Source organism: Loigolactobacillus binensis (assembly GCF_005405165.1).
GTDB classification, from domain to species: domain Bacteria; phylum Bacillota; class Bacilli; order Lactobacillales; family Lactobacillaceae; genus Loigolactobacillus; species Loigolactobacillus binensis.
This window is the reverse complement of record NZ_BJDN01000026.1, coordinates 14230-39465: the sequence shown is the minus strand read 5'-3', so window position 1 is coordinate 39465 and position 25236 is coordinate 14230. Positions and strand designations below refer to the sequence as shown.

Here is a 25236-nt window from a genome sequence, read left to right as displayed (position 1 = left end):
AACACAGTTATTACTCCTTTTAAGTTTTGTCACTTATGAGTCTAACTGGGTTGGACTTTTTTGTTAAATTTCTAAATGTTACAAACTAGCACCACACGTATTAGTTATGTACGGGTAACGAAAATTACCAGTCCGCATCGACGCAAGCGTAAGCAACACCAGGTAGTGATCGTTACGCGCTGGCTACTGGTCGTGAACGTTTTAGGCTTGATTGCTTTGATCGGTTACGATCGAGTGCTGCCTAAATATACAACTAATGCAACCAATACTGCGATGACCAAAACAAGTTCGAAAATTGGTCATACCAGTAAAAATAAGCTAAAAAAAGTAACTGTAACGACAAAAAAAGCTTCAGCAAAAAAGACAACTAAGGCCGCTTTGAACAATAAGAGAGCTGTAAAAATCGTTAAAGGATACTATGCGCGGACAACGCCATTGACTGATGTTGATGAATATCGCTTTATTCAAACCACACGCGACGCAAATTCTAGTTTTGTTTATGAAGTGGGGGGTTACCAAAATGTCGCGGGAAAATTGCAACAAACACATGATTTTCAAGTTCATTTAGACGGAAAATTTGATCAAATTTATTAAATTTCTTTTTTTTGTAATTTTTTATGAAACCGTATTCTTTTAGCGTTTTTCTCAAAGATTGATTGTAAAAAAGTGTGATAAAAGTATGAATACTAAGTGAAACAAAGTTGACTTTTTGATGGCTGCTCTATTATACTAACCGTGTAATATAAAAAGTTTATCTATTTATAACTTTATTTTTACGTGCTCGCTAATGTTATCACATTATTTTTTTGGGAGGAATTTTTCTATGGTTAAAGCGAATAAACAGGTAGCTAAATTAGTTACCGCCGCAGCAGTTACTGGGACGCTGGCGTTTGGGGCAAACCTTGCTAACAATCAGCAAACGGTTAAAGCTGCAACAACTGATAACGCTGCTGACAATCAAAGCCAAGAAACTGACGCCAAGACAGCAACACCAACTGTTGATGAAGCTCAACAAGATGTTACGGATGCCAAGGTTGATCAAGCTGTTGCACAAAACAAGGTTGACAATGCCAATCAAACGGTTGCTAACGACACTAATACGGCTAACTAAGCACAGACCACCGTTGATGCTGCTAAGGACAGTGTTGATGCTGCTAAAACTGCTGCCGACAAAGACACCTCTAAAGTTGTTGATGCACAAGCAACAACTGATGATGCCCAACAGGCTGTTACTGATGCCAACAATGCGCAAGGACAATTACATCAGGAAACAGTTGGTGCTACCACCGCAGTTGAAAATGCAGAACAGCGCAAGGACACTGCAGATGCTAACACTGCCGCTGCTAAAGAAGACTTAAATCAATATGGTTCTTTGGATGAAAATGGTAATCTAGTAGCAAATGATCAATTCCATAATCAAATTTTGGATGCACAGAATAATTATCATAACACAGTTACCGCGACAGATAATGCTAAAACAACGGTTGATTCGATCAACAACTTAAATACTGCTAAAGAGGCGCAAAATGATGCTTCTGAACAAGTTAACCAAGCTGCTAAAGATTTGACAAACGTTAAAGCTGAACAAACCGCTGATTCTGAAAACTTAAGTCAAGCAACGACTGTTCTCAACGGTGCTAAAGCAGATCAACAGGCAGCCTATGACCAAATGACTGGTGCAGAAAATGCGTTGACTACTGCAAAAGCTGAACAAACTAATGCTTATGCTGATCGTGAATATGCTTCAGCAACTTACGCTAAGGCGAAAGAAGCACAAAATGCAGCGGATGCTGAGGTAAATGCAGCAACTACAACTGAACAAAAGTTAACTGCCCAAACAAAGCTTGATCAAGCCAATGCAGCGGTTACTTCGGCTCAAGTAGCTTATGTTGTTGCAAATAAGAAGATTGCCAACCTTAATGCAGAAGTTACGGCCGACGAACAAGTTTATACTGAAAAAGTTGCTTTGTACGATAAAGCAAATGCCGCAGTAGATGAAGCTGAAAAAGCTTATGCTAATGCCAATGCTGTTTTCAGTACGGTTAATGCTGATGTCGATGCTGCACAAAATGCTTATGTAGCTGCAAACGCGGCTTTAGATCAAGCCAATGCAGCAGTTACGGCAGCTGAAAAGGCCTACCAAGGGACTAATCCTAACCAATTGAGTGCTGCTGAAGCATTACGTCAATATAATCAGGCTGTTCAAAATCAGGTAGCGGCTCAAACTAAGTTAGCAAATGTACAACAAGCTGGCTTAGATGCTGCGACTGCATATAAGACTGCAGCACAAGAATCTTCAGTTGCTCAGTCTAATTTGGCTAAAGCTCAAGGTCAATTAGCACTTGCGCAGGCTAAAGAAAACAGTGGCTTAGCAACCGTTAATGCAGCAAACGCTGCATTGCAGAAAGCACAAAGCGCTTTAGCTGATGCTAAAGCCAACGCTGCTGATTCACTGGCTTCATATAATCAAGCATTGAAGACCTTTGCTGCTGCTGAAGAGGTTGCCGAAAAAGCAAACAGTGATTTAGCTACCGCTAAGCAAAGTGTGATCGATGCTCAGGCTGAATTGACTGCTGCGACGAAAGCCGTTTCTGCTGCCGAAGCCGCTTTAGCCGCTGCTAAGGCCGATGCTACTACGGAAACAACTGATCCTTCAACACCAGAAGTTGATAATGGTGGTCAGACAACTACTGACACCAATACCAAAACGCCTGGTAACGTTACTGTTACTGATGATACCGCTGCTACGACAACAACCACTAAAGCCGAGGGTGATGTTACTAAAGCCGCTGCGGCCGCTGTTACTACGGTTGCAACTAAAGCGGTTAAAACAGCTGCTACGGTGACCCGTGCTGAGTATAGAGCTACAAAGAATGCAACCGTTGCTTTGCCACAAACAGGTGAAGCAAATAACGAAAACTTAGCCGCCGTTGGTGTATTAAGTGTTATGGGCGCATTGTTTGGTATGGCTGGCGTTAAATCACGGAAACGTGAATTCTAATCAAGTTAACCATAGAGTTTTAAATAGTAGGACGCCATTTATTTTGGTAGATAAACCACGGAGTTTCCCAGCTTCGTGGTTTTTTGTAAAAAAATAAGCCTCCTTAACTTTGTTAGTTAGGGGGCTTATTTTTTATTTACTCTGCGTTAATGGATTCGATATCATTAGTGTTGACACCGAATAGTAGGGTGGTGTCGTGAAATAAAATATAGCGCCGTGGTTCCTTGACATCAAGAAACTTGTCTAGTGGATATGCGTTTGAACCAGTTTTGGACATAACAACGACTTGAGTTGCATCGGCGAAACTGTGCTGCTTGCCGTCCTTAGTTACGATGGTAATCACATTTTTCACCTCATTTTTGGTGATATACACTAATTAATTATACCACTAATTTACATTTTTAGCTTGAGCAAGTTTACTGGTTGACAATTACCGTTTACAAATGTAAACTTAAAATATGAATTACATTTGTAAATGAAAGGTGTGTAAAAATGGAAGTTAGTACAGCGGTAAATATTTCAGCAGCCGAATGGCAAGTGATGCGAGTGACGTGGACTTTAGGTCAAGTTAGCAGCCAAACGGTCAGCGAAGTTTTAGCAAAGAAAATGGCGTGGAAGGCGGCCACAGTGAAAACTTTAGTTGGGCGCTTAGTTAAAAAAGGGGCCTTGGCAACCGAACGTGATGGTAAGCGTTATTTGTACCGACCGGTTATTTCGGAACAGCAAGCGATGGACACAGCAAGTCAGGTTTTTATTGATCAATTGTGCGCCCATAAGGTGGGTAAAACGTTGTTAAAAATGGTTCAGGATACAACGCTGAGCCAGGCCGACATTGCTGCGTTGGTCACGGCCTTGCAAGAAAAACAAAAAACGGCGCCTACAGAAGTGGCGTGTAATTGTTTACCAGGTGATTGTCAGTGCGCAGCTGGTGAATGTAACTGCTAGTTATATTTTTATTAAGCATAATTAAACTTACAAAGGAGGCGCGCCGATGGCAATTAAGCAGCATGAGGATATGAAGCATGAGATGGACAATATGTCTGGTGATACGATGATGCACGGTGGGCATATGATGCATATGGGAAATTTAAAGCAAAAATTTTGGCTGTCATTAGTTTTAACGATTCCAATTATTTTATTGACACCGATGATGGGGTTACATTTACCATTCCAATTTACTTTTACTGGGTCCGATTGGTTGGTTTTGGTGTTGGCCACTTTTCTGTTTATTTATGGTGGTAAACCTTTTTTACAGGGTGCACAAATGGAATTGGCTCAGCATAAGCCTGCAATGATGACTTTGATCGCTTTAGGTATTTCGGTTGCTTATGGCTACAGCTTATGGGCGTTTATTGCCAATCACTTTTTGCCTACAGTCCCTCATCAGATGGACTTCTTTTGGGAATTAGCCACCTTGATCACGATTATGTTGTTAGGCCACTGGGTGGAAATGAACGCAATCAGCAGTGCTGGCAGTGCCGTCGAAAAAATGGCGGCGTTACTACCAGGACAGGCCCACGTTCAACAAGCCGATGGGTCACTAGCGGATATTGCGTTAGCACAGCTGCAGACGGGCCAATTAGTTGTGGTCAAAGCCGGCGAAAAAATTCCGGCGGATGGTCAAATTGTTGCTGGTGAATCGGCAGTTAATGAGGCTTTAGTTACAGGTGAAGCCAAATTAGTACAGAAAAAAGTGGGCATGTCTGTGATCGGTGGTGCGGTCAACGGTGAAGGTAATTTAACTGTTCAAGTGACGGGTACCGGTGAAACGGGTTACCTAAGTCAAGTTATGAAATTAGTTGAACAGGCACAACAGCAGAAATCCCAGGCAGAAAATTTAGCGGATAAAGTGGCTGGGTGGTTATTTTATGCGGCCACCAGTATTGGTATCGTGACGTTTATTGTGTGGTTAGCTATTAGTGGATTGAATACAGCACTTGAACGAACGGTGACGGTTTTAGTCATTGCTTGTCCACACGCGTTAGGATTAGCAATTCCTTTAGTTGTTGCCCGGAGCACGGCCTTAGGTGCCACTCATGGTTTATTATTACGCAACCGCAATGCATTAGAAGTGGCTCAACAAATCGACACGGTTGTAATGGATAAAACCGGGACTTTGACGGAAGGCAATTTTAAAGTTAATGCTGTGGTGAGCTTTACCGATAAAACGCAGGCTGACATATTAATGATTTTAGCGGCTTTGGAAGCTAATGCAAGTCATCCCTTGGCGGTCGGTATTTTAAATGCGGCTCAGCAACAACAGCTAACCATACCAGCGGCTCAGCAAGTCAAACAATTATCTGGTGTTGGTTTACAGGGGCAAGTGGGGCACACCGATTATGCGATTGTTACAGCCACTTATTTGACCCAACATGCAATGGCCTATGAACAAGCCACCTACCAGCAATTGGCCGCCCAAGGTAATTCGATCAGTTTTTTAATAAGTGACCAACAGGTGTTAGGCTTGGTAGCGCAAGGTGATCAGGTCAAACCGAACGCTGCAGCCTTTATTCAACAATTAAAGGCCCAAGGAATTCAACCAGTTATGTTAACCGGTGACAATCAACAGGCAGCGGCTACTGTCGCTCAGCAATTAGGCTTAGTTGATTTTCACGCGCAACTTTTGCCGGAGGACAAAACACAATTAGTGGCCAAATATCAGGCCCAAGGTCGGCATGTCTTAATGGTCGGCGATGGGGTCAACGATGCACCTAGTTTAGCCGCGGCAGAAATTGGTGTGGCCATTGGGGCGGGGACGGATGTTGCCATCGATTCGGCCGATGTTGTGTTGGTTCGCAGTGATCCGGCTGATGTGGTTAATTTTTTACAGTTAGCGCGGCAAACAATGAAAAAAATGGTCCAGAATCTTTGGTGGGGTGCAGGTTATAATATTATGGCCTTACCCCTTGCGGCCGGAATTTTGGCGCCGCTTGGATTGATTTTAAGCCCTGCTGTAGGGGCAGTATTGATGTCATTGTCAACGATCGTTGTTGCCATTAATGCACTGACCTTAAAAGTAAAATAAATTAATATAATGTTCACAATTAAGTAGTGTCAAAGGCAATTTTTTCATACTTTTGACGCTACTTTTTTTATTTTTGCTTGAAATTTAAAGCTGTTTTCTTATTAACACACACTATATATAGTTGTCAAATGGAATATTTAATTAATTTAATCCCTATATATTGATTTGCGTTCTAGAACCGGTTAAGATGAACAGTATAGTTACCAGCTTCACATTGTGAAAGGGTGTTGAAAGTATGTTAGAAACACAAACAAAGACTACAACTGAAAATAAGACCACTCAAAAAGTTAATCAAGTGATTAAACGTGACGGCCGACATGTTACTTTTACTGCGGATAAAATTTATCAAGCCTTGGTCAAGGCAGAACGACATATTCACGGCGAATTAGATCCGTTGATCAATCAAAAAATTGAAATGATCACACATAAAGTTGTCGCTGAAGTTCAGCAACGGTTCACCGCCGCAGTTAAAATTTATGAAATTCAAAATATTGTGGAACATGTATTGTTAAGTGAACATCAATATGATTTAGCAGAAGAATATATTAATTACCGTACTCGGCGTGATTTTGCGCGCAATCAAGCAACGGATATCAACTTTACAATTCAGAAGTTGATGAAAAAAGACGCCACGATCGTTCATGAAAACGCCAATAAAGATAGTAAGGTTTTCAATACGCAGCGTGATCTGACTGCTGGAACAGTTGCGAAAGCAATGGGCTTGAAAATGTTGCCTCCGCATGTGGCCAATGCGCATTTGAAAGGCGACATTCATTGGCATGACCTTGACTATCAGCCTTATAGTCCAATGACCAATTGTTGCCTGATTGATTTCAAAGAAATGCTGACGAATGGTTTTAAAATTGGTAATGCTGAAGTTGAAAGCCCGCATTCCATTCAGACAGCAACGGCGCAAATGGCGCAGATCATTGCTAACGTTGCTTCATCACAATATGGTGGCTGTTCCGCTGACCGTGTGGACGAACTGTTAGCACCATTTGCACAGCTTAATTACGATAAGCATTTGCATGACGCCCAAGAATGGATCGATGGCGATGCCAAGCAACATGAATTCGCGAAAAGTAAAACAAAAAAAGATATTTATGACGCCATGCAGGCATTGGAATATGAAATCAATACATTATATTCTTCCCAAGGCCAAACGCCCTTTACAACGTTAGGGTTTGGTTTAGGAACGAGTTGGATCGAACAAGAAATTCAACGTTCAATTTTAAAGATTCGGATCAAAGGATTAGGCAAAGAACATCGGACCGCGATTTTCCCTAAATTAGTATTTAGTATCAAGCGGGGACTGAATTTAAATCCTGGTGAGCCTAATTATGATATTAAGCAACTTGCAATCGAATGTGCGACTAAGCGGATGTATCCAGATGTTTTAATGTACGATAAATTAGTTGAGATCACTGGCTCATTTAAAGCACCGATGGGTTGTCGCAGCTTTGTTCAAGGTTGGAAGGATGAAAATGGTAAAGAAGTTAATTCCGGCCGTATGAATTTAGGTGTGGTCACCTTGAATTTACCGCGAATAGCGTTGGAATCCGCTGGTAATAAAGACAAGTTTTGGGCGATCCTGAAAGAACGCTTGCAGATCTGCAAGGATGCTTTGGTCTTCAAAGTCGAACGGGCTAAACAAGCCGAACCAGAAAATGCGCCGATTTTGTATGAGCATGGAGCCTTTGGCAAGCGCCTGAAACCTGAAGATTCAGTTGATGAGTTATTTAAAAATAGTCGCGCGACAGTTTCTTTAGGTTATATTGGATTATATGAAGTCGGTGCGGTTTTCTATGGCCATGCTTGGGAACATAATCCAGAAGCTAAGGCCTTTACCATTGAGATCGTCAAGACTTTGGCGGACAACTGTCAAGCTTGGGAAAACCAATATGGTTATCATTTTAGTGTATATGGTACCCCCGCAGAAAGCTTAACCAACACGTTCTGCCAAGCTGATTTAAAGAAATTTGGTAAGGTCAAGGATGTAACTGACAAAGATTATTATACAAACAGTTTCCATTATGATGTCCGTAAAGCACCAACACCATTTGAAAAATTAGATTTTGAAAAAGATTATCCTAAATATAGTGCCGGTGGCTTTATTCATTATTGTGAATATCCTAATTTAAAGCAGAATCCGAAGGCCTTAGAAGCAGTTTGGGATTATGCGTATGATCGCGTGGCTTATTTAGGAACTAATACCCCAATCGATCAGTGTTTTGAATGCGGCTTTAAAGGTGACTTCAAGCCTACTGAACGTGGTTTTGAATGCCCACAATGTGGTAACCATAACCCGCAGACCTGCGATGTTGTCAAACGGACTTGTGGTTACTTAGGTAATCCGCTCCAGCGGCCAATGGTTTTCGGCCGGCATAAAGAAATTGCGGCGCGGGTCAAGCATATGGTTTTAGGCAATGATCAAACAACACAGGCACGGCAATAGGAGGTATGATCACGGAAAAATTACCTAACAACCCTAAACCCCAGGAATGGCAAGCAGCACAACTTAGCCAGCTGCATATTGCCGATTATAAGCCCTTTAACTTTGTTGATGGTGAAGGCGTTCGTAACAGTTTATATGTTTCCGGGTGTAAGTTTGCTTGCCCTGGTTGTTACAATAAAATCGCCCAGAATTTTAATTACGGGCCGGTTTATAGCCAAGAATTAGAAGATCAGATCATAACTGATTTGGCGCAGCCTTACGTTCAGGGTCTGACCTTACTAGGTGGTGAGCCGTTTTTGAATACACAAGTGTGTTTAAAATTAGTGCGCCGGCTACGCGCTGAATTTGGTCATACTAAGGATGTTTGGTCATGGACTGGCTATACTTGGGATGAATTACAACAAGAAACACCTGATAAATTAGCCTTGCTACGTGAATTGGATATTTTAGTTGATGGGCGATTTATCCTAGCGCAAAAGGATCTAACGCTACAGTTTCGGGGTAGCGCTAATCAACGGATCATTGATGTTCCTAGATCATTAGCGAGCGGTAAAGTAGTGCTATGGGCTAATTTGATCAAATAGAATCGAAAAAAGATGTGTGCGTTAGTTCAATACTAGCGCACACATCTTTTTGTTGGTAAATGGCGTTTAACTGCTTAGGCTTGTTGAGCCAAAATATAATTAGCTTGGTGCACTTGTTGTACATGAAGGCCAGCCTGCAGATAGGGTTTCATACGCTCGAAGTCGGTTGAGTTACGCCAATTGAAGAAATCCGCATCACGTTGCCAGGTTGAGAAAATAACGTATTCGGTTTGGCCTGTTGCCCGGCGCAGCAAAAATAAATCATTAAGGCCAATAAAGTGATCTGCTTGTTTAGCTAAGTCATCAAATTGGGCTAAAAAAACCTTAGCCTCATCATTAGATGAAAAGGTTAAATACATGAAGCTGAAAAAGCCCGTCAAATTATTGTTACCACTATGATAACGGACATCGTAACGAATAGGTGTATTAAATGTGGTTGGTTGATCAGAAAGATCGAGTAATTGAAAGTCACTTTCTGTTTCTGCAGGCTTCAATAGCAGTAACTGCCGCTGTGGTTCACGATCTAAATATTTGGCTAAAACGCTTTGTGAGCCAAAAGTTGAAATTATTTTACGAATCATGATATACACCCCTTTACCAAATTTTCTTTCCTTACACCTATAGCATAACGCAATTTGGTTACTAGTGGTATCAGGAAGTTGTGGTCATTTAAAAGTTGTTACAGCTTGAATCTTTATCGCCATTGGGTTGGTCAATTAAGCGGCGAACCTGTTATACTGAAGGCACCAAATATATTTCAGAAAGTGGGTTTTGCGAATGAAATTAACCGTTCTAGGTATATACGGAGGTTACCCGTATCAAAATGTGGGAACTAGTGCTTATTTAGTACAAACAGCAACGTTTAATTTATTATTGGATTGTGGCAGTGGGGCTTTATTGAGCCTACAACAGCACCTAGATCCGTTACAATTGGACGCGGTGTTATTATCCCATTATCATTACGATCATATCGCAGATGTTGGTGTGTTGCAGTACTATTGGCAATTACATCAAGGTGCAAAAAAAGAGTCACAATTACCGATTTATGGACATACAGCTGATCCACTTCATTTTGCTGCTTTGACGATGCAAGGCATCACTACTGGTATTGCTTATCAACCGCAACGTAAAACGACCTTAGGCCCCTTTGATATTACTTTTTTACCAACGGTCCATCCAGTACCGGCCTATGCAGTTCGCATTGTCGAGCGGGCAACAGGTAAAGTGTTGGTATACACCGCAGATACAGCTTATTTTGATCAACTACCACAGTTTGCGCGGCATGCCGATCTGCTGTTAACCGATACAAATTTTTTAAAAAGCAAGACAGGGACTATTATGCATATGACGTCGACTCAATCAGGCTTATTAGCAAAGGATGCAGGGGTTAAAAAGCTATTGATCAGTCATTTACCACAGGATACTGATTTGGAACAGTTACGTCAGGAAACGGCGACGGCGGCTGGGCCAACAATTCCCGTTGTTTTGGCCCAAAAGGACTTGCAGCTTACAATTTAAGTGTGAGACTTATCATAAATAGTTAAATAATATTAAATTACTATAGACTAAATCATCTAAAACGTTTACAATAATCTTGTAGGTATTTGACACCCACGAGTATTTATTAATGCGGAAAGGATGATAAAAATGGTTATATTATACACTTCACCAAGTTGTACCTCCTGCCGTAAGGCTCGTGCGTGGCTGAGAGAACACGATATTCCCTTCATTGAACGTAACATTTTTGCTGAACCGTTGACGATTCCAGAAATAAAAGAAATCTTGCGCATGACTGAGAGCGGCACTGAGGAGATTATTTCGACTCGTTCGAAAACTTTTCAGGATCTGCATATCGATTTAGATAGCCTATCGCTACGCAGTCTATTTGCCTTGATTCAACAACATCCTGGCTTGGTACGGCGACCGATCGTTATTGACGAAAAACGCCTCCAAGTTGGTTTCAATGAAGATGAAATTCGCCGCTTTTTACCACGCAAGGTTCGTGCTTTAGAGTTACGTATGATCAAAATGCGTGCTGGCGTTTAATTGTTGCTAAAAAATAGAGTACCTTGCTTTACAATCACCTAATTTCAGGTACAATGTATTTGTAGAGATGTACCTGAATTAGAAAAGCGGGGTGCAACAATCATGGAAATGGAACGAATTAACGATAATACAATTCGTGTTTTATTGGAAAATGAAGATTTATCCGAGCGGGGCATCACGGTGCTCGATTTGCTAGGAAATCATAAACAAATTGAAAATTTCTTTTACTCAATCCTTGAGGAAGTTGATACTGATCATCAATTCCAAGCTAATGACGCTGTAACCTTCCAGGTATTGCCGAATAAGAATGGCTTGGAGTTATTTATTAGTAAGAATGCACCAACAGATGAACAAGGTAATGACGATTTCACTGCTGACACTGATGAAGTTTCAGATTTCATTAAGCAGCAATTATTAGGTAGTGACGATAAGGGCAAGCAGCGTAAGACAACTTTAAAATCAGCAACAGCAGACACTACTGATGATGACACTGATTTTAGTACTTACTTGAATGATCCTGACACGCCAACCCGTGAAGTTGTCTTGCAATTGCAAAGTTTCGAAGATGTTGTTCAATTGGCCAAAATCTTACGTTTAGATGGCGCAGTTTCTAACTTGTATCGCTACAAGGACGCTTTTTATTTACATTTGATTTTCTTTGTTAATGAAACCTCTGAAGAATCGATCAAGGATGAGTTAGCGATTGCTTTGGAATATGCAAATCAGACCAACGTGACGCCGGATGTTTTATCCGAATACGGTAAGCAATTGATGGAAAAATCGGCTTTAGAATTACTGCGCTTTTATTTCAAATAAAGCCCAAAAACGGTGCTAGTGTTAGCGCCGTTTTTTATTGGCACAAAAAGAGACTGAATCTATCTAGATTCAGTCTCTTTTTGTGTGGTGTTATTTAGCCTTTGGTTCTTTTGGCGCGCCAACATTATAGTCACTATCTTGCATTGCTTCGACTTCACCTAAGCGGTAGCCATTACCAACTTGGGAGAAGAAATCGTGGTTTGCCGTTGAAGTTGAAATTCCGTTCATAACGATAGGGTTAACGTCACTTTCAGTATCTGGAAACAGTGGATTTTGACCAAGGTTCATTAACGCTTTATTAGCGTTATAACGGATAAAAGTTAGAACTTGTTCCGTCCAACCAACTTGGTCATAAAGTAAATGGGTATACTTTTCTTCATTGGCATAGAGCTTGTAAAGGAAATCAAATAACCAATCTTGCATTGCCTGTTGTTCATTTTGACCTAATTGATTGAAACCTAATTGGAACTTGTAGCCAATGTAGGTGCCATGAACAGATTCATCCCGCAAAATCAACTTGATGATCTCGGCAACGTTGGCTAATTTATTGTTTCCTAAATAATAGAGGGGCGTGTAAAAACCAGAATAAAAGAGGCAAGTTTCCAAGAAAACATTAGCGACTTTTTTCTTTAATGGATCAGTTTCGTTATGGTAAATAGCATTGATCCATTGTGCCTTATTTTGCAAGTATTCTTCGCTATCACTCCACTGGAAGATCTCCGTGATTTCGGCATCAGTGTTCAAAGTGGAGAAAATAGTCGAATAACTTTTAGCATGAACGGATTCCATGAACTGAATATTATTTAAAACGGCCGTTTCGTGGGGCGTACGAACATCTTGGCGTAATGCAGCTAGGCCATCCTGCGACTGCAATGTGTCCAGCAAGGTTAGGCCGCCAAAAACGTGGCCTACTAGCCATTGATGCGTATCGTCTAGGGTACGCCAGTCATCCAGGTCATTTGAGACCGGGATGCGGGTGTCTAACCAGAATTGCTCAGTCAATTTTTCCCATGTTGCTTTATCGATTGCGTCAGAAACCGCATTCCAGTTAATTGCATCGTAATTTTTTGCTGCCATTTTTTTCTTCCTTTCAAATGAACCTTTAATATTTTAACGCTGTGAGTAAAATTTTAAAGCGGCACTTTTGGGCTAAATAACACAACTTTCGCAGGCGTTGGAGCCAATCTCATCAGCATCATCGGTGTAGGTGCGAATATAGTAAATTGATTTGATTCCTTTGTTGTAAGCGTAGTTGCGCAAAATGTTTAGATCACGCGTGGTCATTTTAGCGGTATCACCGTTTTTCCATTCATATAAACCTTCAGGAATGGTTGAACGCATAAACAAAGTCATACTCATGCCTTGGTCCACGTGTTGCTGTGCGGTAGCGTAAATGTCGATGACGTGGCGCATATCCATATCATAGGCCGATGTGTAGTAAGGCATAGTGTCATTAGACAAATAAGGCGCTGGATAGTAGATCGTGCCGATCTTCTTTTCTTGGCGGTCTTCGATTCGATTGACGATCGGCTGTAAACTAGCTGATGTGTCGTTAATATAAGAAATTGAACCATTAGGGGCAACGGCTAGGCGATTTTGATGATAAAGGCCGTCCCGCATCACGTCAACTTTTAAGGCCTGCCAGTCCGCTTGGCTAGGGATGAAGATGTCTTTGAACAAGGCCTTGACTTTAGCTGTTTCAGGTTGCCAAGTTTGGTTGATATATTGATCAAAATAACTACCGTCAGCGTATTTACTCTGCTCAAAGTTAACGAAAGTAGTTTGTCGTTCGCGGGCAATTTCATTGGAAGCCTTTAGCGTCCAATAATTAAGCAACATAAAGTAAATGTTGGTAAAATCTAGACTGGCTTGATCACCGTACATCATATGTTCTTTGGCAAAGTAACTATGCAACCCCATGGCCCCTAAGCCGATGGTATGGGCTTGGTGATTACCGTGTTGAACTGAGGGCACAACGTCGATATTAGAATGATCAGTGACGAAGGTCAATGCACGGACCATTGTTTCAATTGAATGTCCAAAATCTGGAGAGTGCATTAAATTAGGAATGTTAGTCGAGCCTAAATTACAACTGATATCTGTACCTAATTTATCATAACCTTGTTCGTTATTGATGGTCGATGGGCGTTGAACCTGCAAGACTTCAGAGCACAGATTACTCATAATGATTTTACCGGCGATCGGGTTAGCTCGATTAGCGGTATCAACGTTGACAATGTATGGATAGCCAGATTCCTGTTGTAGCTTGCTGATTTCATTTTCCAGATCACGGGCCTTGATCTGTTTGTGATGGATCGCAGGATTAGCAACCATTTTATCGTATTCAGCCGTGATATCGACATAGGAGAAGGGTTTACCATAAACACGTTCAACGTCATAAGGACTAAATAAGTACATGTCAGCATTTTGCCGGGCTAATTCATAAAACTTATCGGGAACCACGACTCCTAGTGACAATGTTTTGAGCCGGTATTTTTCATCAGCGTTTTCCTTTTTAGCACCTAGAAAAGCAATGATATCGGGATGAAAAACGTTTAAATAAACGACACCAGCACCTTGCCGCTGACCGAGCTGATTAGAATAGCTGAACGAGTCTTCCAGTAGCTTCATAACCGGTAAAACTCCAGAGGCTGCGCCTTCTACGTGTTTGATCGGATCACCAGCGCCGCGTAAGTTGGTTAAAGTGATCCCAACGCCGCCACCGATTCGTGAAAGTTGTAAAGCAGAATTGATCGTCCGGCCGATAGCATTCATATCGTCAGTTGTTTGTAATAGGAAACACGAAACTAATTCACCACGGCGTGCACGTCCGGCGTTCAAAAAGCTTGGTGTTGCCGGTTGGTAGCGTTGATGGATCATTTCGTTAGCAATATCGCGGGCGACTTGTTCATCACCGTCAGCAAAATATAGGGCATTAAACAAAACCCGGTCGGCAAAGCTTTCTAAGTAATAAGCATTATCGTCGGTTTTTAATGCGTATTGCGCGTAGAATTTATAGGCGGCCATAAATGATTTAAAATGGAAGTTAGCCGCAGCTAGGTCAGCATGCAGGCTTTCCATGAAGGACAAGGTGTATTTGTCTAGAAAATCAGTTTCTAGATACTTGTGGTCACGTAAATAATTTAAGCGGGCTTCAAAGCTAGGAAAAGTTTTTGTATTAGGCTTAACATTTTCATCCAGGAAGGCCTGTAAAGCTTCTTGATCCTTGTTCAATGGAATTTGGCCATCAACGGGAATGTTGATTTGATTGTTTAACGCATAATAGGTCACATTTTGCGTATCAATGGTTTTTAAAGACAAATAAATCCCTGCTTTCTATAATATTGGTACAATGATTAAGTGGATAAGGTGTTTCAGTGAAAATGAAAAGCACATGATCAAAGATTACCTAGTCAATAACTAGGCGTGCTTGATCATGTGCCAGCAAAGCTTACCAAATCGGTATTAAACCGCTAATTGCCGCAATTGATCGGGACGGAAGCCAAAGAAACTTAAGTTTTTGGCCTCAACTACCGGCGTTGCTTGGTAGCCTTTTTCCTTTAAATAATTAATATATTCAGGCTCTTGATCAATATTGTGTTCAGTAAAAGGAATATTATGTTCTTTTAAAAAACGTTCAGTCATCCGGCATTGGACACAGCCGTTTTTTGTATAGACAGTTAAGTTATTCATTACGCTCAATCCTTCTTTGATAATCAACAAATAATATTTAAGTTCATGTTCACAGTATAATGGGTCACTAACAAAAAATCAACGAAAAAACACTACATTTTGTGTTTGTAATATTTACAAGCTACAAAATATAGTGTGTGATTGTTTGCCATAATTTTTCTGTTAAAATAAGTTTAACATAAAAAAATGCGTACGGGAGAAATTTTTACAGCGTTAAGCAGTTTTGATCGAGTCAATGATAGTGACACCGCGCTTTCGGAAAGGAAATTAGTTTTGACAAATTATTATTATTCGAAAAATCCAGATGTAATTCATGATCAACAAGAATGGGACTTTAATCTGCGGGGGCAGGCCATGACTTTTGTGACCGATAATGGCGTTTTCTCCAAACGAACCGTTGACTTTGGCACCCGAACTTTGTTGGCCACGTTTGACTTTGCAACGGTTCCAGCAGGTCCATTGTTGGATGTTGGCGCAGGTTACGGGCCAATTGGTTTGACCTTGGCTAAGGAACAACCGCAGCGACACGTTGATCTAGTGGATGTCAACGAGTTAGCGCTGAGTTTAGCGCAGGAAAATGCACAACGCAATCAGCTCAGTAACGTTACGATCTTTACATCTGATCAATATGCGGCCGTCAAAGATCAGTACGCCGCAATTTTAACCAATCCACCGATTCGCGCCGGTAAAAAGGTCGTTCACGGTATTTTAAGTGGGGCCTTCGATCATTTGCTAGCAGGTGGTGTTTTAACTGTAGTGATCCAGAAAAAACAAGGCGCCCCGTCGGCACAGCAGAAAATGAACGAAGTATTCGGCAATGTCACGGTTTTAGCAAAAAACAAAGGCTATTTTATTTTGCAAAGTCGTAAATGACTGAGGCTGATCACTGCGGGGAGCGGCCTTGCTGTGTTAGAATGTACCTATAGTAGTTAGACTAAATAGCTAGGAGGCTTTACTGATGAAAACAGGGCATAAACTTTTACTGGGTATTGGCGTTACAGCGACAGTGGCTGCGGCTGGTGCCTATTTGGCAGCGGATGCATTAATGGACAAATTACAAAGTTATAAGAATCGTAATCGGATCAAAACTTATGTTAAGGATAATTTAAATGGTAGTCAGCGGGTGTTAGACTTTGTCGATCACCTAGATGATGAAGATATTACGCGTTTACTGCAAGCGGCGGATAAATTTGGTGATGTTCGGCAGCGTGTCGGTCAATATTCAGATGATATTCAAGGTAAAGCCCATGAGCTTCGTGATTTGTTGACTAGTTACATGACTAAGCGGCAAGATAATGCGAGTGAAGATTAAATAGGCCGGGTGCCTATTTATTTGGCTAATAATTGTAACTATTTTCCTGACAATAGTAATTTAAGCTACGAGGCGATCGAAATGCAACAAATTAAATTTCAAACAACTAGTGTGCCTGCATTAGGGATCGGGACTTGGCACATGGGCGAGCAGCCACAGCAGCGGCCAGCCGAATTACAAGCCCTGCGTTACGGGCTTGACCACGGTTTGACGGTGATCGACACTGCCGAAATGTATGGTGCAGGCCGTTCAGAATCTTTAGTCGGTGAGGCCATTCAACCTTATCAACGTGAAAAGTTGTTTTTAATTTCAAAGTTTTATCCACAAAATGCGACTAAAAAACGGATGCGGCAAAGTCTAACGGCTAGTTTACAGCGGCTAGGAACGGATTATTTGGACCTATATTTGTTGCATTGGCGCGGTGGTGTACCGTTAAGTGAAACGGTAGCCGGTTTAATGGAATTACAACAGGCGGGTAAAATTCGTCATTGGGGCGTTTCTAACTTTGATCAAGTGGATCTGTTAGAATTGCAACAATTAAATGGCGCCCCATATTTAGCTGCTAACGAGGATCTATATAATTTAGGTGAACGTGGTGTTGAATTTGATGTATTACCTTGGCAACAACAGCGCCAGATTCCTTTTATTGCTTATTCGCCGGTAGCGCAAGGTGACGTGCGTGGGTATTTGACTAATAATGCTACCGTCAAAGCGATTGCGGCGACTCATCAGTTGAGCACGCATCAATTGTTACTTGCGTGGGTTTTGCACCAGCCTGGCTTATTGGCAATTCCGCAGACCAGCGATTGGCACCATATGCAGGCTAATATTGCGGCAGCCGAAATTAGTTTAACGCCAGCAGAATTGGCGGCGTTGGATCGTGAATTCCCCGCACCAACACGGAAGCAACCTTTAGCAATTATTTAGGTTTTTCTGAACTGAGCTATGCTAAACTGAGAGATAAGTGTGACAAGGAGTGAGTTAATGGAACAATTTTCGGCCGCAGAAAAAGAACGTTATATGCGCGAAGCCCTATTTGAGGCGCAATCGGCTGCCCAAATCGGGGAGGTGCCGATCGGGGCAGTGATCGTGCAAGCCGGTAAAATCATTGGGCGTGGTCATAATTTGCGCGAACATACCCAAGACGCAACGATGCACGCAGAAATTTTAGCGATTCAAGAGGCTTGTTTAAATGTAAAAAGTTGGCGGTTAGAAGATGCGGCAATTTTTGTGACCTTAGAGCCTTGTCCAATGTGTAGCGGCGCAATTATTAATTCCCGTATCGCGGCAGTTTATTATGGGGCAGCCGATCCTAAGGCAGGTACCGTGGGGACATTGATGAATTTAGTGACCGATCAACGCTTCAATCATCAGGCTGATGTTGAGGCCGGTGTTCTAGCTACTGAAGCACAAACCCAATTGCAAACTTTTTTTCGGTCGATTCGTGCCCAGCGTAAAGCAGCTAAACAGGCCGCTCAGAAAAAATTAACAGAAGATGACGTAAAGGACTAGCTTTTTTGGGCTAGGTCTAATATAATTAGTATTGCCGCAAGGCCTTAAGGCAATGATGTGCTTACGAATCGTGTCAGGTTCGGAAGAAAGCAGCACTAAGTAGGATACGTCATGTGCCTTTTGTTTATTTGAATTGAGACAGCTCTTAGTTGACCTAGACTAAGAGCTTTTATTTTGGCAGTTAAGTCAGTATTTATGTTCGTTGATCGATTCATCAAATTACACATCGATAATTAAAATGTGATAGTAAACAACATTTAATTAATGGATTGCAACAAGATGGGTTTAAAAATGTATTCATAGAGAAAGGAAGCATGGGGTTGGCTTATCAAGCATTATACCGCGTTTGGCGGCCACAACGATTTGCCGATATTGTTGGGCAAGAGACGATCACACAAACACTGCGTAACGCACTAGAGGCACACCAAACTAGCCATGCTTATCTTTTTACTGGGCCCCGGGGAACGGGGAAAACCTCAGCGGCAAAGATCCTGGCTAAGGCGATCAACTGTCCTAATCTAAAAGACGGCGAACCTTGTAATCACTGTTCATCTTGTCAGGCAATCACTGCTGGGACCTTAAATGACGTGATCGAAATTGATGCGGCCTCGAACAATGGCGTTGATGAAATTCGTGATATCCGGGATAAAGCGAAATACGCACCAACCAGTGCGCAATACAAGGTTTATATTATTGATGAAGTGCATATGTTATCGACTGGAGCTTTTAATGCTTTGCTGAAGACTTTAGAGGAACCGCCGAGCCACGTTGTTTTTATTTTAGCAACAACGGAACCGCATAAGGTACCGTTAACGATCATTTCACGAACCCAACGGTTTGATTTTCAGCGCATTTCCGCACAGGCCATCTATCAGCGCATGAGCTATATTTTGCAAGAGAAAGGGATCACTTTTGAAGCGGCGGCTTTAAAAACGATTGCTAAAGCGGCGGAAGGTGGGATGCGCGATGCGTTAAGCGTGTTGGATCAAGTTCTGTCCTTTAGTGATAATCATGTGACTTTAGAAAACGCGTTGCAGGTCACTGGCAGTGCCGCTCAACAATTACTTGCTGACTATATGCAAGCTATTCAGGCACAAGATACCCCTAAAGGATTAGAGATCCTGCAACAAGTTTTAGCGGCTGGTAAAGATGCTGGTCGCTTTATTGAAGATTTAATTGAATATAGTCGTGATCTACTGCTTTATCAACAAGCCCCAGAAATGGTAGAAAAAATTGAACTTGGTGATATTGATGATCAATTTAAGCAGTTGAGCCAGGCCTTTGCCGCAACTGATCTTTATCAGGCAATTGATGTGTTGAATGATAGTCAGCAGCAACTACGTTTTACCAACCATCCCGATATTTATTTGGAGGTTGCGACCGTTAAGCTTTGCCAATCAAATAGGACGTCAGTACCGGCACCGGCGGCACCAGAAGCAACTGCTGAGTTTAGTCAGATGCAACAAGAATTAAAAAATTTGCAACAGCAACTGGCTAATTTACGGATTAATGATGGCCCAACGACTTCGACTGCGCCGGCGATGGTGGCTAAACCGCGGCGTAGTAGTAACCAGCATACTAATGTGGCAGCGATTTATCCTGTACTTGACCACGCCACTAAAGCTAGTCTGCAGCAATTAAAATCAGTCTGGACGGAATTATTGCAGATGCTAACGGTACAACATCGTGCGCTGATGCACGCTTCGAAGCCGGTTGCTGCCAGTCATGATGGTGTGGTGGTCTCCTTTGACAGTGATTTCTTACTTGATCGTGCTAATAACAACCAATCAATGGTTGATGCGCTTGAAAATGGATTGGACCGCTTAGTTGGGTATACGCCTAAGATCATTTTTGTGCCTCAAGACGAGTGGCCCCAAGTGCGCAAAGCGTATATTCAGCAACATCGGCAAGAAAAGGCCCACACTGCGACGCCCCCGTCTTCTGCGCAAGCAGCGCCGGTGATCAGTCAAGCGGCGGCTTTATTTGGTAGCGAACATATTGAAATCAAAAATGATTAAGAAAATGAAAGGATTGATTTAAAAATGATGCGTGGCGGGAATATGCAAGGTATGATGAAACAAATGAAGAAGATGCAAAAAGAAATGGCTCAGGCGCAAGAAGAATTAAATGCACAGGAGTTTACAGGTGCTGCCAGTGATGACGCGGTGATTGCCACTTTCAGTGGTGATAAGCAAATGAAGGATCTACAAATTAAAGCAGAAGCAATCGATCCCGATGATCCAGATATGCTACAGGATCTCATTATTATGGCAGTCAATAATGCTTTGACTAAAGTCGATCATGAAACTGAACAAAAAATGGGGCAATACACGCGCGGCTTACCTGGGATGTAGTCAGGGGCCAGCGTTTAAATACTTTTCTAAGCACATCCTAAGTTATGGGAAGGAACGTTACTATGCAATATCCGGAACCAATTGCAAAATTGATTGAAAGTTATATGAAGTTGCCGGGGATCGGTAGTAAAACTGCGACACGTTTAGCTTTTTATACGATCGATATGCAACAAGATGACGTTACTGACTTTGCTAAAGCGCTGATCGCCGCCCAACGTGATTTGCATTATTGCAGCATTTGCGGGAATATTACGGAAGAAGATCCATGTTTGATCTGCGCCGATAAAAGTCGTGATCAAAGCACTGTTTTAGTGGTTGAGGGACCTAAAGATATTATGACCATGGAACGCATGCATGAATATCATGGCCTATACCACGTTTTACAAGGTGTTTTATCGCCGATCGAAGGTAAGGGTCCTGAAGATATTAATATTGCTAGCCTGCTAAAAAGATTACAAAATGATGTGATCAAAGAAGTGATCGTAGCAACTAACGCAACACCAGAAGGTGAAGCAACCGCAACTTATTTATCTCGGTTGATCAAACCAGCAGGGATCAAAGTGACTCGGTTAGCACATGGTTTATCAGTGGGTAGTGATATTGAGTATGCGGATGAAATGACGCTACTTAAAGCTGTTGAAGGTCGGCAAGAAATGTAAATTGCTAATTTGATCTGAATTAATTTGCCGCAATGGAAAGAGGTATTTGGATGTTTAAGCGTAATCATGATCAACGTTCTAAACTACAAAAAAGCTATGATGAAAAATTGTTAAGCGCGATTTATGAAGCGATGAATGATTGGAATCGGGCTAAAGAGACCGTTATTTCCATTGATGATGCCGATGAAGAATTAATTTCGCAGGCGCAATTAGCACGCGCTAAATATTTATTTCTTTATCATGAGGCGCGTATTCGGGGAACCAAGGGTGATCGGATCATGCCGGGAGCGGCCCGCAGTGAACATGATTTTTTAGAATAACCAAAAGTATTGAAGCTGCAAACATAACGCGTTTATGTTGTGGCTTTTTTTATACAGATCCATAAAATCTAATTAGACAGCAACCGTCACTTACAGTAGAATAAAAGTAAAGTTAAAGCTAACGTGCGTTGTGCACGAATAGAAATAGAGGAATCAGTGTGGCTGGTTTATTAATTACATTTGAAGGCCCAGATGGTGCTGGTAAAACGAGTGCCTTAACGGCGTTATTACCGCGTCTACAACAGCGCGCTCGCCAAACGATCATCACTACCCGTGAGCCAGGCGGCAATCCAATTTCGGAGGCCATTCGGCGGATTATTCTTGATCCTAAAAATACGGCCATGGATAAACGAACTGAAGCATTATTATACGCAGCGGCCCGGCGGCAACACATTACTGAAAAGATTCGACCAGCATTGGCGGCTGGAAAAATGGTATTATGCGATCGCTTTGTGGATAGTTCATTAGCCTACCAAGGTGCTGGGCGCGGAATCGGTGTCGCTGCCGTCGGTAAAATGAATGAGTTTGCCACTGAATTATTGACGCCAGATCTCACTTTATATTTAGATGTGCCTTCAGCTGTTGGGTTGCAGCGAATTGCTGCTCACCGGCAGACCCAAAATGATCGGTTGGATCAAGAAGCTTTGTCTTTTCATCAAAAAGTACGCGGTGAGTATTTGGCCTTGGCCGCTGCTGATCCGCAAAGAATTAAAACGATTGATGCTACGCAGGCACCGACTACGGTGGTGGCTGCTTGCCAACAGGTGATCACGCAAACTTACCCGACTTGGTTTAATGAGCTATAATTTTAAGGGGGCGGACTAAAATGAAAATGATTTTTGCAATCGTACAAGATAAGGATAGTAATCGGCTAAGTGCTGAGTTTGTTGATGCTAACATTCAAGCTACTAAATTATCGACGACCGGCGGCTTTTTAAAAGCCGGCAATACCACTTTTATTATTGGTATTGCTGATGAGCGGGTGGCTGAAGTGTTAAAACTGATCAAGGATACTTCCCATACTCGGGAGCAATTCATGACCCCACCGGTTAGCCTTGATAATACGGTTGGCGGCGAAAGTACTTATCCCGTTGAAGTTCAAGTAGGTGGGGCGACAGTTTTTGTCCTACCTGTCGAGCAGTTTCATCAATTTTAGGGGATGACATTGACGATCGAGGATCTGCAGCCACAGTTAGTTGAACTGTTTAAAAGCGTTATTGCCCGCCACCAATTAAGTCAAGGCTATTTATTTAGTGGTGACGCGGGAACTGGGAAAAGCGAATTAGCAACGTGGATCGCATTACGCCTATTTTGTACCCACGTAGTTGCCGGTATGCCGGATGGTACTTGTAGTGAGTGTCAGCGCATTCTCAGTGGTAATCATCCCGATGTGGTCAAAGTAGCACCGGCGGGACAAAGTTTGAAAATCGAACAGATTCGTTTTCTTAAGCAAGAGTTGACTAAAAGTGGTATGGAAACGAATCAGCGTGTGTTCATTATTCAAGCCGCTGATAAAATGACGGTCAGTGCTGCCAACGGTTTATTGAAGTTTCTTGAAGAGCCGGCCCCGCAAACTTATTTGATTTTAACGACCAGCAGTAAAAATCAAATCTTACCAACGATTCTTTCGCGTTTGCAGATCATTGAGTTTGCGCGTTTACCGCGACCACAGCTGGTTGCTCAATTAACGGGTGCAGGCATCAGCACTGAAGATGCAGCACTATTAGTCCGTTTGACCAACAGTTTGGTGACTGCACAGGCTTGGTTGGCCAGTGATTGGTTTGGGCCATTACGGCAAACGGTTTGGCAATGGTTTAGCCATGTCCAGGCTAAAAACGCCGTGGCCTTTGTGGATGTGCAAGCTAATTTAGTTCCTGCAGCTAAGGAGCGTGCTGTGCAAAATGAGGCCCTCGCCTTGATTTTACTGTTGTTACAGGATATTTTAGCGTTATATTTTGACCGGGAGCAGGATTTGAGTTTCCCCAATGAAAAAGCACAATTAAGTGCGTGGGCTGAACAAATGACTAGTGAACAATTATTACAACAAATGGAGGCGGCCTTAGCAGCACAGAAATATTTGACCGCAAATGTTAGTTTTCAAAATACGTTGGAACGTTTGACTTTACAACTTTTGGCCTGAGTTAAACTTTGAAAGAAGCGGTAGGGGTGAGTACGGATGAAAGTTATGGAAATTCGGTTTCAAAAGGCTGGTCAATCACATTGGGCGGTTGACCAATTACAGGTGCACAGTGGCAGTCAAATTGTTGTTAAATTTAATCATTGTCAGGATCTAGCCCAAGTCGTGCAATTACAAGAATTGGCACCAGAAGAAGTGGCCTTAGATGAAATTATTGTGGAGCGGACAGCAGTTGACACTGACTTAGCACATGCGGCTAGTAATCAGACGGATGCGCAGGCGGCTTTACATCAAGCACGGCAGAAAGTTCGGGCTCACGGTTTACGAATGAAAGTTACTGCAGCTCGTTACACCTTAGATCGGCACAAGCTGATTTTTTACTTCACAGCTGATGGTCGTGTAGATTTCCGCGAGTTGGTCAGGGATCTGGCCAGTGTTTTTAAAACGCGAATTGAATTGCGGCAAATCGGTGTTCGGGATGAGGCCAAAATATTAGGTGGCATTGGTCCGTGTGGCCGGCCACTCTGTTGTTCAACTTTTCTCGGTGAATTTGTTCCAGTTTCCATCAAAATGGCTAAAAACCAAAATCTATCACTTAATCCAACTAAGATTTCTGGTTTATGTGGCCGCTTAATGTGTTGCTTACAGTTTGAAGATGAATTGTATGAAAACGCTAAGGCCGCTTTACCAGATTATGGTGAGCGGGTGATGACGGTCGATGGTCCTGGTAAAATCGTGGGAATGAACTTGCTAGCACACGTTTTACGTGTTCGGCTAGATGGACATGAGGTCCCAGTTGATTATGATTTAGAAGAAATTAAGATAAAGGTGAACAAAAGTGGAGAAACGTGAACTGTACGATAGTTTTGTGCAATTAGAAGCCGATACTAAGCGAATGCTGGCGCGAATTGATGAAATGCAAACGGATATGACGCAGATCTTAGAACGGAATGCGGAGTTAGAAATTGAAAATCAACATTTGCGGGAACATTTGCAAGAAATTCAATCAGAAGAAGTCGAACGGCAACAGGCAACTAAGCAGCAGGAACAAACACCGCAATTATCGAAATCGCGGGCTAATTTAGAGAAATTATACGAAGAAGGATTTCATGTTTGTTACTTGATGTACGGATCACGTCGAATTGACGATGAACCGTGTGCATTTTGTCTCGACGTTATTTATGGTGAACGGCATTAGCTTAAGCTGGGTGCAGACTCGGCTTTTTTATTAGGGCTTGATTTGTCGAGCAGAATAGCGGCTAAAACAAGCAAGCGGTTGATTATAAATGCGTGCGCCCTTGCCGATTGTTGTGTATTTGGTT

General features: G+C 42.2%; 28 protein-coding genes and 1 other RNA gene. 24 read left to right on the top strand and 5 right to left on the bottom strand.

Annotated features, from left to right (window positions below; translation table 11 throughout):
• The first annotated feature begins 75 nt into the window (after nt 1-75).
• From FFM78_RS11165 to FFM78_RS11155, 3 genes are all read left to right on the top strand, one after another.
• A complete protein-coding gene (locus FFM78_RS11165; RefSeq protein WP_137638503.1) occupies nt 76-594 on the top strand; it encodes a hypothetical protein in 519 nt (172 codons plus the stop codon).
• A 229-nt stretch (nt 595-823) separates the two neighbouring features.
• On the top strand, nt 824-1111 hold the full coding sequence (locus FFM78_RS11160; RefSeq protein WP_137638502.1) for a hypothetical protein: 288 nt from the start codon (nt 824-826) through the stop codon (nt 1109-1111).
• A gap of 261 nt (nt 1112-1372) precedes the next feature.
• Nucleotides 1373-3001, top strand: coding sequence for an LPXTG cell wall anchor domain-containing protein (locus tag FFM78_RS11155; RefSeq protein WP_137638501.1), 1629 nt, complete (start codon nt 1373-1375; stop codon nt 2999-3001).
• A 136-nt stretch (nt 3002-3137) separates the two neighbouring features.
• Here the strand turns inward: FFM78_RS11155 and FFM78_RS11150 are convergent, their stop codons facing one another.
• The gene (locus FFM78_RS11150; protein ID WP_137638500.1) at nt 3138-3344 is read right to left on the bottom strand and encodes a hypothetical protein; all 207 of its coding nucleotides are present in this window, start codon (nt 3342-3344) and stop codon (nt 3138-3140) included.
• A gap of 149 nt (nt 3345-3493) precedes the next feature.
• Between FFM78_RS11150 and FFM78_RS11145 the strand changes: the two genes are divergently transcribed.
• From FFM78_RS11145 to nrdG, 4 genes are all read left to right on the top strand, one after another.
• On the top strand, nt 3494-3946 hold the full coding sequence (locus FFM78_RS11145) for a CopY/TcrY family copper transport repressor (RefSeq protein ID WP_137638499.1): 453 nt from the start codon (nt 3494-3496) through the stop codon (nt 3944-3946).
• A 46-nt stretch (nt 3947-3992) separates the two neighbouring features.
• The gene (locus FFM78_RS11140; protein WP_137638498.1) at nt 3993-6026 is read left to right on the top strand and encodes a heavy metal translocating P-type ATPase; all 2034 of its coding nucleotides are present in this window, start codon (nt 3993-3995) and stop codon (nt 6024-6026) included.
• Nucleotides 6027-6261: 235 nt separating this feature from the next.
• Nucleotides 6262-8481, top strand: coding sequence for an anaerobic ribonucleoside-triphosphate reductase (nrdD, locus tag FFM78_RS11135; RefSeq protein ID WP_137638497.1), 2220 nt, complete (start codon nt 6262-6264; stop codon nt 8479-8481).
• A gap of 5 nt (nt 8482-8486) precedes the next feature.
• Nucleotides 8487-9065: an anaerobic ribonucleoside-triphosphate reductase activating protein gene (gene nrdG / locus FFM78_RS11130; RefSeq protein WP_137638496.1), complete on the top strand. Its 579-nt coding sequence runs from the start codon at nt 8487-8489 to the stop codon at nt 9063-9065.
• 74 nt (nt 9066-9139) lie between these two features.
• Here the strand turns inward: nrdG and FFM78_RS11125 are convergent, their stop codons facing one another.
• The gene (locus FFM78_RS11125) at nt 9140-9646 is read right to left on the bottom strand and encodes an antibiotic biosynthesis monooxygenase family protein (RefSeq protein WP_137638495.1); all 507 of its coding nucleotides are present in this window, start codon (nt 9644-9646) and stop codon (nt 9140-9142) included.
• 196 nt (nt 9647-9842) lie between these two features.
• Here FFM78_RS11125 and FFM78_RS11120 point away from each other — a divergent pair, with 196 nt between their 5' ends.
• From FFM78_RS11120 to FFM78_RS11110, 3 genes are all read left to right on the top strand, one after another.
• Nucleotides 9843-10583, top strand: a complete 741-nt coding sequence (locus tag FFM78_RS11120) for an MBL fold metallo-hydrolase (RefSeq protein WP_137638494.1) — start codon at nt 9843-9845, stop codon at nt 10581-10583.
• A 129-nt stretch (nt 10584-10712) separates the two neighbouring features.
• Complete coding sequence (gene spxA, locus FFM78_RS11115) at nt 10713-11111, top strand: transcriptional regulator SpxA (RefSeq protein WP_137638493.1); 399 nt, start codon at nt 10713-10715, stop codon at nt 11109-11111.
• Nucleotides 11112-11213: 102 nt separating this feature from the next.
• Nucleotides 11214-11927, top strand: a complete 714-nt coding sequence (locus FFM78_RS11110; RefSeq protein ID WP_137638492.1) for an adaptor protein MecA — start codon at nt 11214-11216, stop codon at nt 11925-11927.
• A gap of 90 nt (nt 11928-12017) precedes the next feature.
• Here FFM78_RS11110 and nrdF read toward each other — a convergent pair whose 3' ends face one another.
• The 3 genes from nrdF to nrdH all read right to left on the bottom strand — a co-directional run bounded on the left by nrdF (nt 12018) and on the right by nrdH (nt 15620).
• Nucleotides 12018-13004, bottom strand: coding sequence for a class 1b ribonucleoside-diphosphate reductase subunit beta (gene nrdF / locus FFM78_RS11105; protein ID WP_137638491.1), 987 nt, complete (start codon nt 13002-13004; stop codon nt 12018-12020).
• A gap of 72 nt (nt 13005-13076) precedes the next feature.
• On the bottom strand, nt 13077-15248 hold the full coding sequence (gene nrdE / locus FFM78_RS11100; protein ID WP_137638490.1) for a class 1b ribonucleoside-diphosphate reductase subunit alpha: 2172 nt from the start codon (nt 15246-15248) through the stop codon (nt 13077-13079).
• Nucleotides 15249-15392: 144 nt separating this feature from the next.
• Nucleotides 15393-15620, bottom strand: a complete 228-nt coding sequence (gene nrdH / locus FFM78_RS11095; RefSeq protein WP_137638489.1) for a glutaredoxin-like protein NrdH — start codon at nt 15618-15620, stop codon at nt 15393-15395.
• A gap of 273 nt (nt 15621-15893) precedes the next feature.
• Between nrdH and FFM78_RS11090 the strand changes: the two genes are divergently transcribed.
• The 14 genes from FFM78_RS11090 to FFM78_RS11025 all read left to right on the top strand — a co-directional run bounded on the left by FFM78_RS11090 (nt 15894) and on the right by FFM78_RS11025 (nt 25112).
• Nucleotides 15894-16493, top strand: a complete 600-nt coding sequence (locus tag FFM78_RS11090; RefSeq protein ID WP_137638488.1) for a class I SAM-dependent methyltransferase — start codon at nt 15894-15896, stop codon at nt 16491-16493.
• 85 nt (nt 16494-16578) lie between these two features.
• Nucleotides 16579-16932, top strand: a complete 354-nt coding sequence (locus FFM78_RS11085; RefSeq protein ID WP_137638487.1) for a hypothetical protein — start codon at nt 16579-16581, stop codon at nt 16930-16932.
• Nucleotides 16933-17013: 81 nt separating this feature from the next.
• Nucleotides 17014-17859: an aldo/keto reductase gene (locus FFM78_RS11080; protein WP_137638486.1), complete on the top strand. Its 846-nt coding sequence runs from the start codon at nt 17014-17016 to the stop codon at nt 17857-17859.
• Nucleotides 17860-17916: 57 nt separating this feature from the next.
• Nucleotides 17917-18444: a tRNA adenosine(34) deaminase TadA gene (tadA, locus tag FFM78_RS11075; RefSeq protein ID WP_137638485.1), complete on the top strand. Its 528-nt coding sequence runs from the start codon at nt 17917-17919 to the stop codon at nt 18442-18444.
• A 41-nt stretch (nt 18445-18485) separates the two neighbouring features.
• Nucleotides 18486-18572, top strand: an RNA gene (gene ffs, locus FFM78_RS11070) — signal recognition particle sRNA small type.
• Nucleotides 18573-18764: 192 nt separating this feature from the next.
• Complete coding sequence (gene dnaX / locus FFM78_RS11065; RefSeq protein ID WP_306438925.1) at nt 18765-20462, top strand: DNA polymerase III subunit gamma/tau; 1698 nt, start codon at nt 18765-18767, stop codon at nt 20460-20462.
• A 24-nt stretch (nt 20463-20486) separates the two neighbouring features.
• A complete protein-coding gene (locus tag FFM78_RS11060; protein WP_137638483.1) occupies nt 20487-20798 on the top strand; it encodes a YbaB/EbfC family nucleoid-associated protein in 312 nt (103 codons plus the stop codon).
• A 62-nt stretch (nt 20799-20860) separates the two neighbouring features.
• Nucleotides 20861-21457: a recombination mediator RecR gene (recR, locus tag FFM78_RS11055; RefSeq protein WP_137638482.1), complete on the top strand. Its 597-nt coding sequence runs from the start codon at nt 20861-20863 to the stop codon at nt 21455-21457.
• Nucleotides 21458-21507: 50 nt separating this feature from the next.
• On the top strand, nt 21508-21777 hold the full coding sequence (locus tag FFM78_RS11050) for a YaaL family protein (protein ID WP_137638481.1): 270 nt from the start codon (nt 21508-21510) through the stop codon (nt 21775-21777).
• Between the two features lie 158 nt (nt 21778-21935).
• Nucleotides 21936-22583, top strand: a complete 648-nt coding sequence (gene tmk, locus FFM78_RS11045; protein WP_137638480.1) for a dTMP kinase — start codon at nt 21936-21938, stop codon at nt 22581-22583.
• Between the two features lie 20 nt (nt 22584-22603).
• Nucleotides 22604-22933 (top strand): cyclic di-AMP receptor DarA, encoded by a 330-nt coding sequence (darA, locus tag FFM78_RS11040; RefSeq protein WP_137638479.1) that lies wholly within the window; start codon nt 22604-22606, stop codon nt 22931-22933.
• A gap of 3 nt (nt 22934-22936) precedes the next feature.
• A complete protein-coding gene (holB, locus tag FFM78_RS11035; protein WP_223877059.1) occupies nt 22937-23917 on the top strand; it encodes a DNA polymerase III subunit delta' in 981 nt (326 codons plus the stop codon).
• A gap of 36 nt (nt 23918-23953) precedes the next feature.
• Nucleotides 23954-24766: a PSP1 domain-containing protein gene (locus tag FFM78_RS11030; protein ID WP_137638477.1), complete on the top strand. Its 813-nt coding sequence runs from the start codon at nt 23954-23956 to the stop codon at nt 24764-24766.
• Nucleotides 24753-25112 carry a DNA replication initiation control protein YabA gene (locus FFM78_RS11025; protein ID WP_125551558.1) on the top strand — a complete coding sequence of 120 codons (360 nt, stop codon included), beginning with the start codon at nt 24753-24755 and terminating at the stop codon, nt 25110-25112. The genes FFM78_RS11030 and FFM78_RS11025 overlap by 14 nt, the downstream gene beginning before the upstream one ends.
• Nucleotides 25113-25236 lie beyond the last annotated feature (124 nt).

Coding starts and splice junctions, on each gene's coding strand:
- FFM78_RS11165 (WP_137638503.1), top strand. CDS start 76: ATGTTACAAACTAGCACCACACGTATTAGTTATGTACGGGTAACGAAA.
- FFM78_RS11160 (WP_137638502.1), top strand. CDS start 824: ATGGTTAAAGCGAATAAACAGGTAGCTAAATTAGTTACCGCCGCAGCA.
- FFM78_RS11145 (WP_137638499.1), top strand. CDS start 3,494: ATGGAAGTTAGTACAGCGGTAAATATTTCAGCAGCCGAATGGCAAGTG.
- FFM78_RS11140 (WP_137638498.1), top strand. CDS start 3,993: ATGGCAATTAAGCAGCATGAGGATATGAAGCATGAGATGGACAATATG.
- nrdD (WP_137638497.1), top strand. CDS start 6,262: ATGTTAGAAACACAAACAAAGACTACAACTGAAAATAAGACCACTCAA.
- nrdG (WP_137638496.1), top strand. CDS start 8,487: ATGATCACGGAAAAATTACCTAACAACCCTAAACCCCAGGAATGGCAA.
- FFM78_RS11125 (WP_137638495.1), bottom strand. CDS start 9,646: ATGATTCGTAAAATAATTTCAACTTTTGGCTCACAAAGCGTTTTAGCC.
- FFM78_RS11120 (WP_137638494.1), top strand. CDS start 9,843: ATGAAATTAACCGTTCTAGGTATATACGGAGGTTACCCGTATCAAAAT.
- spxA (WP_137638493.1), top strand. CDS start 10,713: ATGGTTATATTATACACTTCACCAAGTTGTACCTCCTGCCGTAAGGCT.
- FFM78_RS11110 (WP_137638492.1), top strand. CDS start 11,214: ATGGAAATGGAACGAATTAACGATAATACAATTCGTGTTTTATTGGAA.
- nrdF (WP_137638491.1), bottom strand. CDS start 13,004: ATGGCAGCAAAAAATTACGATGCAATTAACTGGAATGCGGTTTCTGAC.
- nrdH (WP_137638489.1), bottom strand. CDS start 15,620: ATGAATAACTTAACTGTCTATACAAAAAACGGCTGTGTCCAATGCCGG.
- FFM78_RS11085 (WP_137638487.1), top strand. CDS start 16,579: ATGAAAACAGGGCATAAACTTTTACTGGGTATTGGCGTTACAGCGACA.
- FFM78_RS11080 (WP_137638486.1), top strand. CDS start 17,014: ATGCAACAAATTAAATTTCAAACAACTAGTGTGCCTGCATTAGGGATC.
- tadA (WP_137638485.1), top strand. CDS start 17,917: ATGGAACAATTTTCGGCCGCAGAAAAAGAACGTTATATGCGCGAAGCC.
- FFM78_RS11060 (WP_137638483.1), top strand. CDS start 20,487: ATGATGCGTGGCGGGAATATGCAAGGTATGATGAAACAAATGAAGAAG.
- recR (WP_137638482.1), top strand. CDS start 20,861: ATGCAATATCCGGAACCAATTGCAAAATTGATTGAAAGTTATATGAAG.
- FFM78_RS11050 (WP_137638481.1), top strand. CDS start 21,508: ATGTTTAAGCGTAATCATGATCAACGTTCTAAACTACAAAAAAGCTAT.
- darA (WP_137638479.1), top strand. CDS start 22,604: ATGAAAATGATTTTTGCAATCGTACAAGATAAGGATAGTAATCGGCTA.
- holB (WP_223877059.1), top strand. CDS start 22,937: ATGACATTGACGATCGAGGATCTGCAGCCACAGTTAGTTGAACTGTTT.
- FFM78_RS11030 (WP_137638477.1), top strand. CDS start 23,954: ATGAAAGTTATGGAAATTCGGTTTCAAAAGGCTGGTCAATCACATTGG.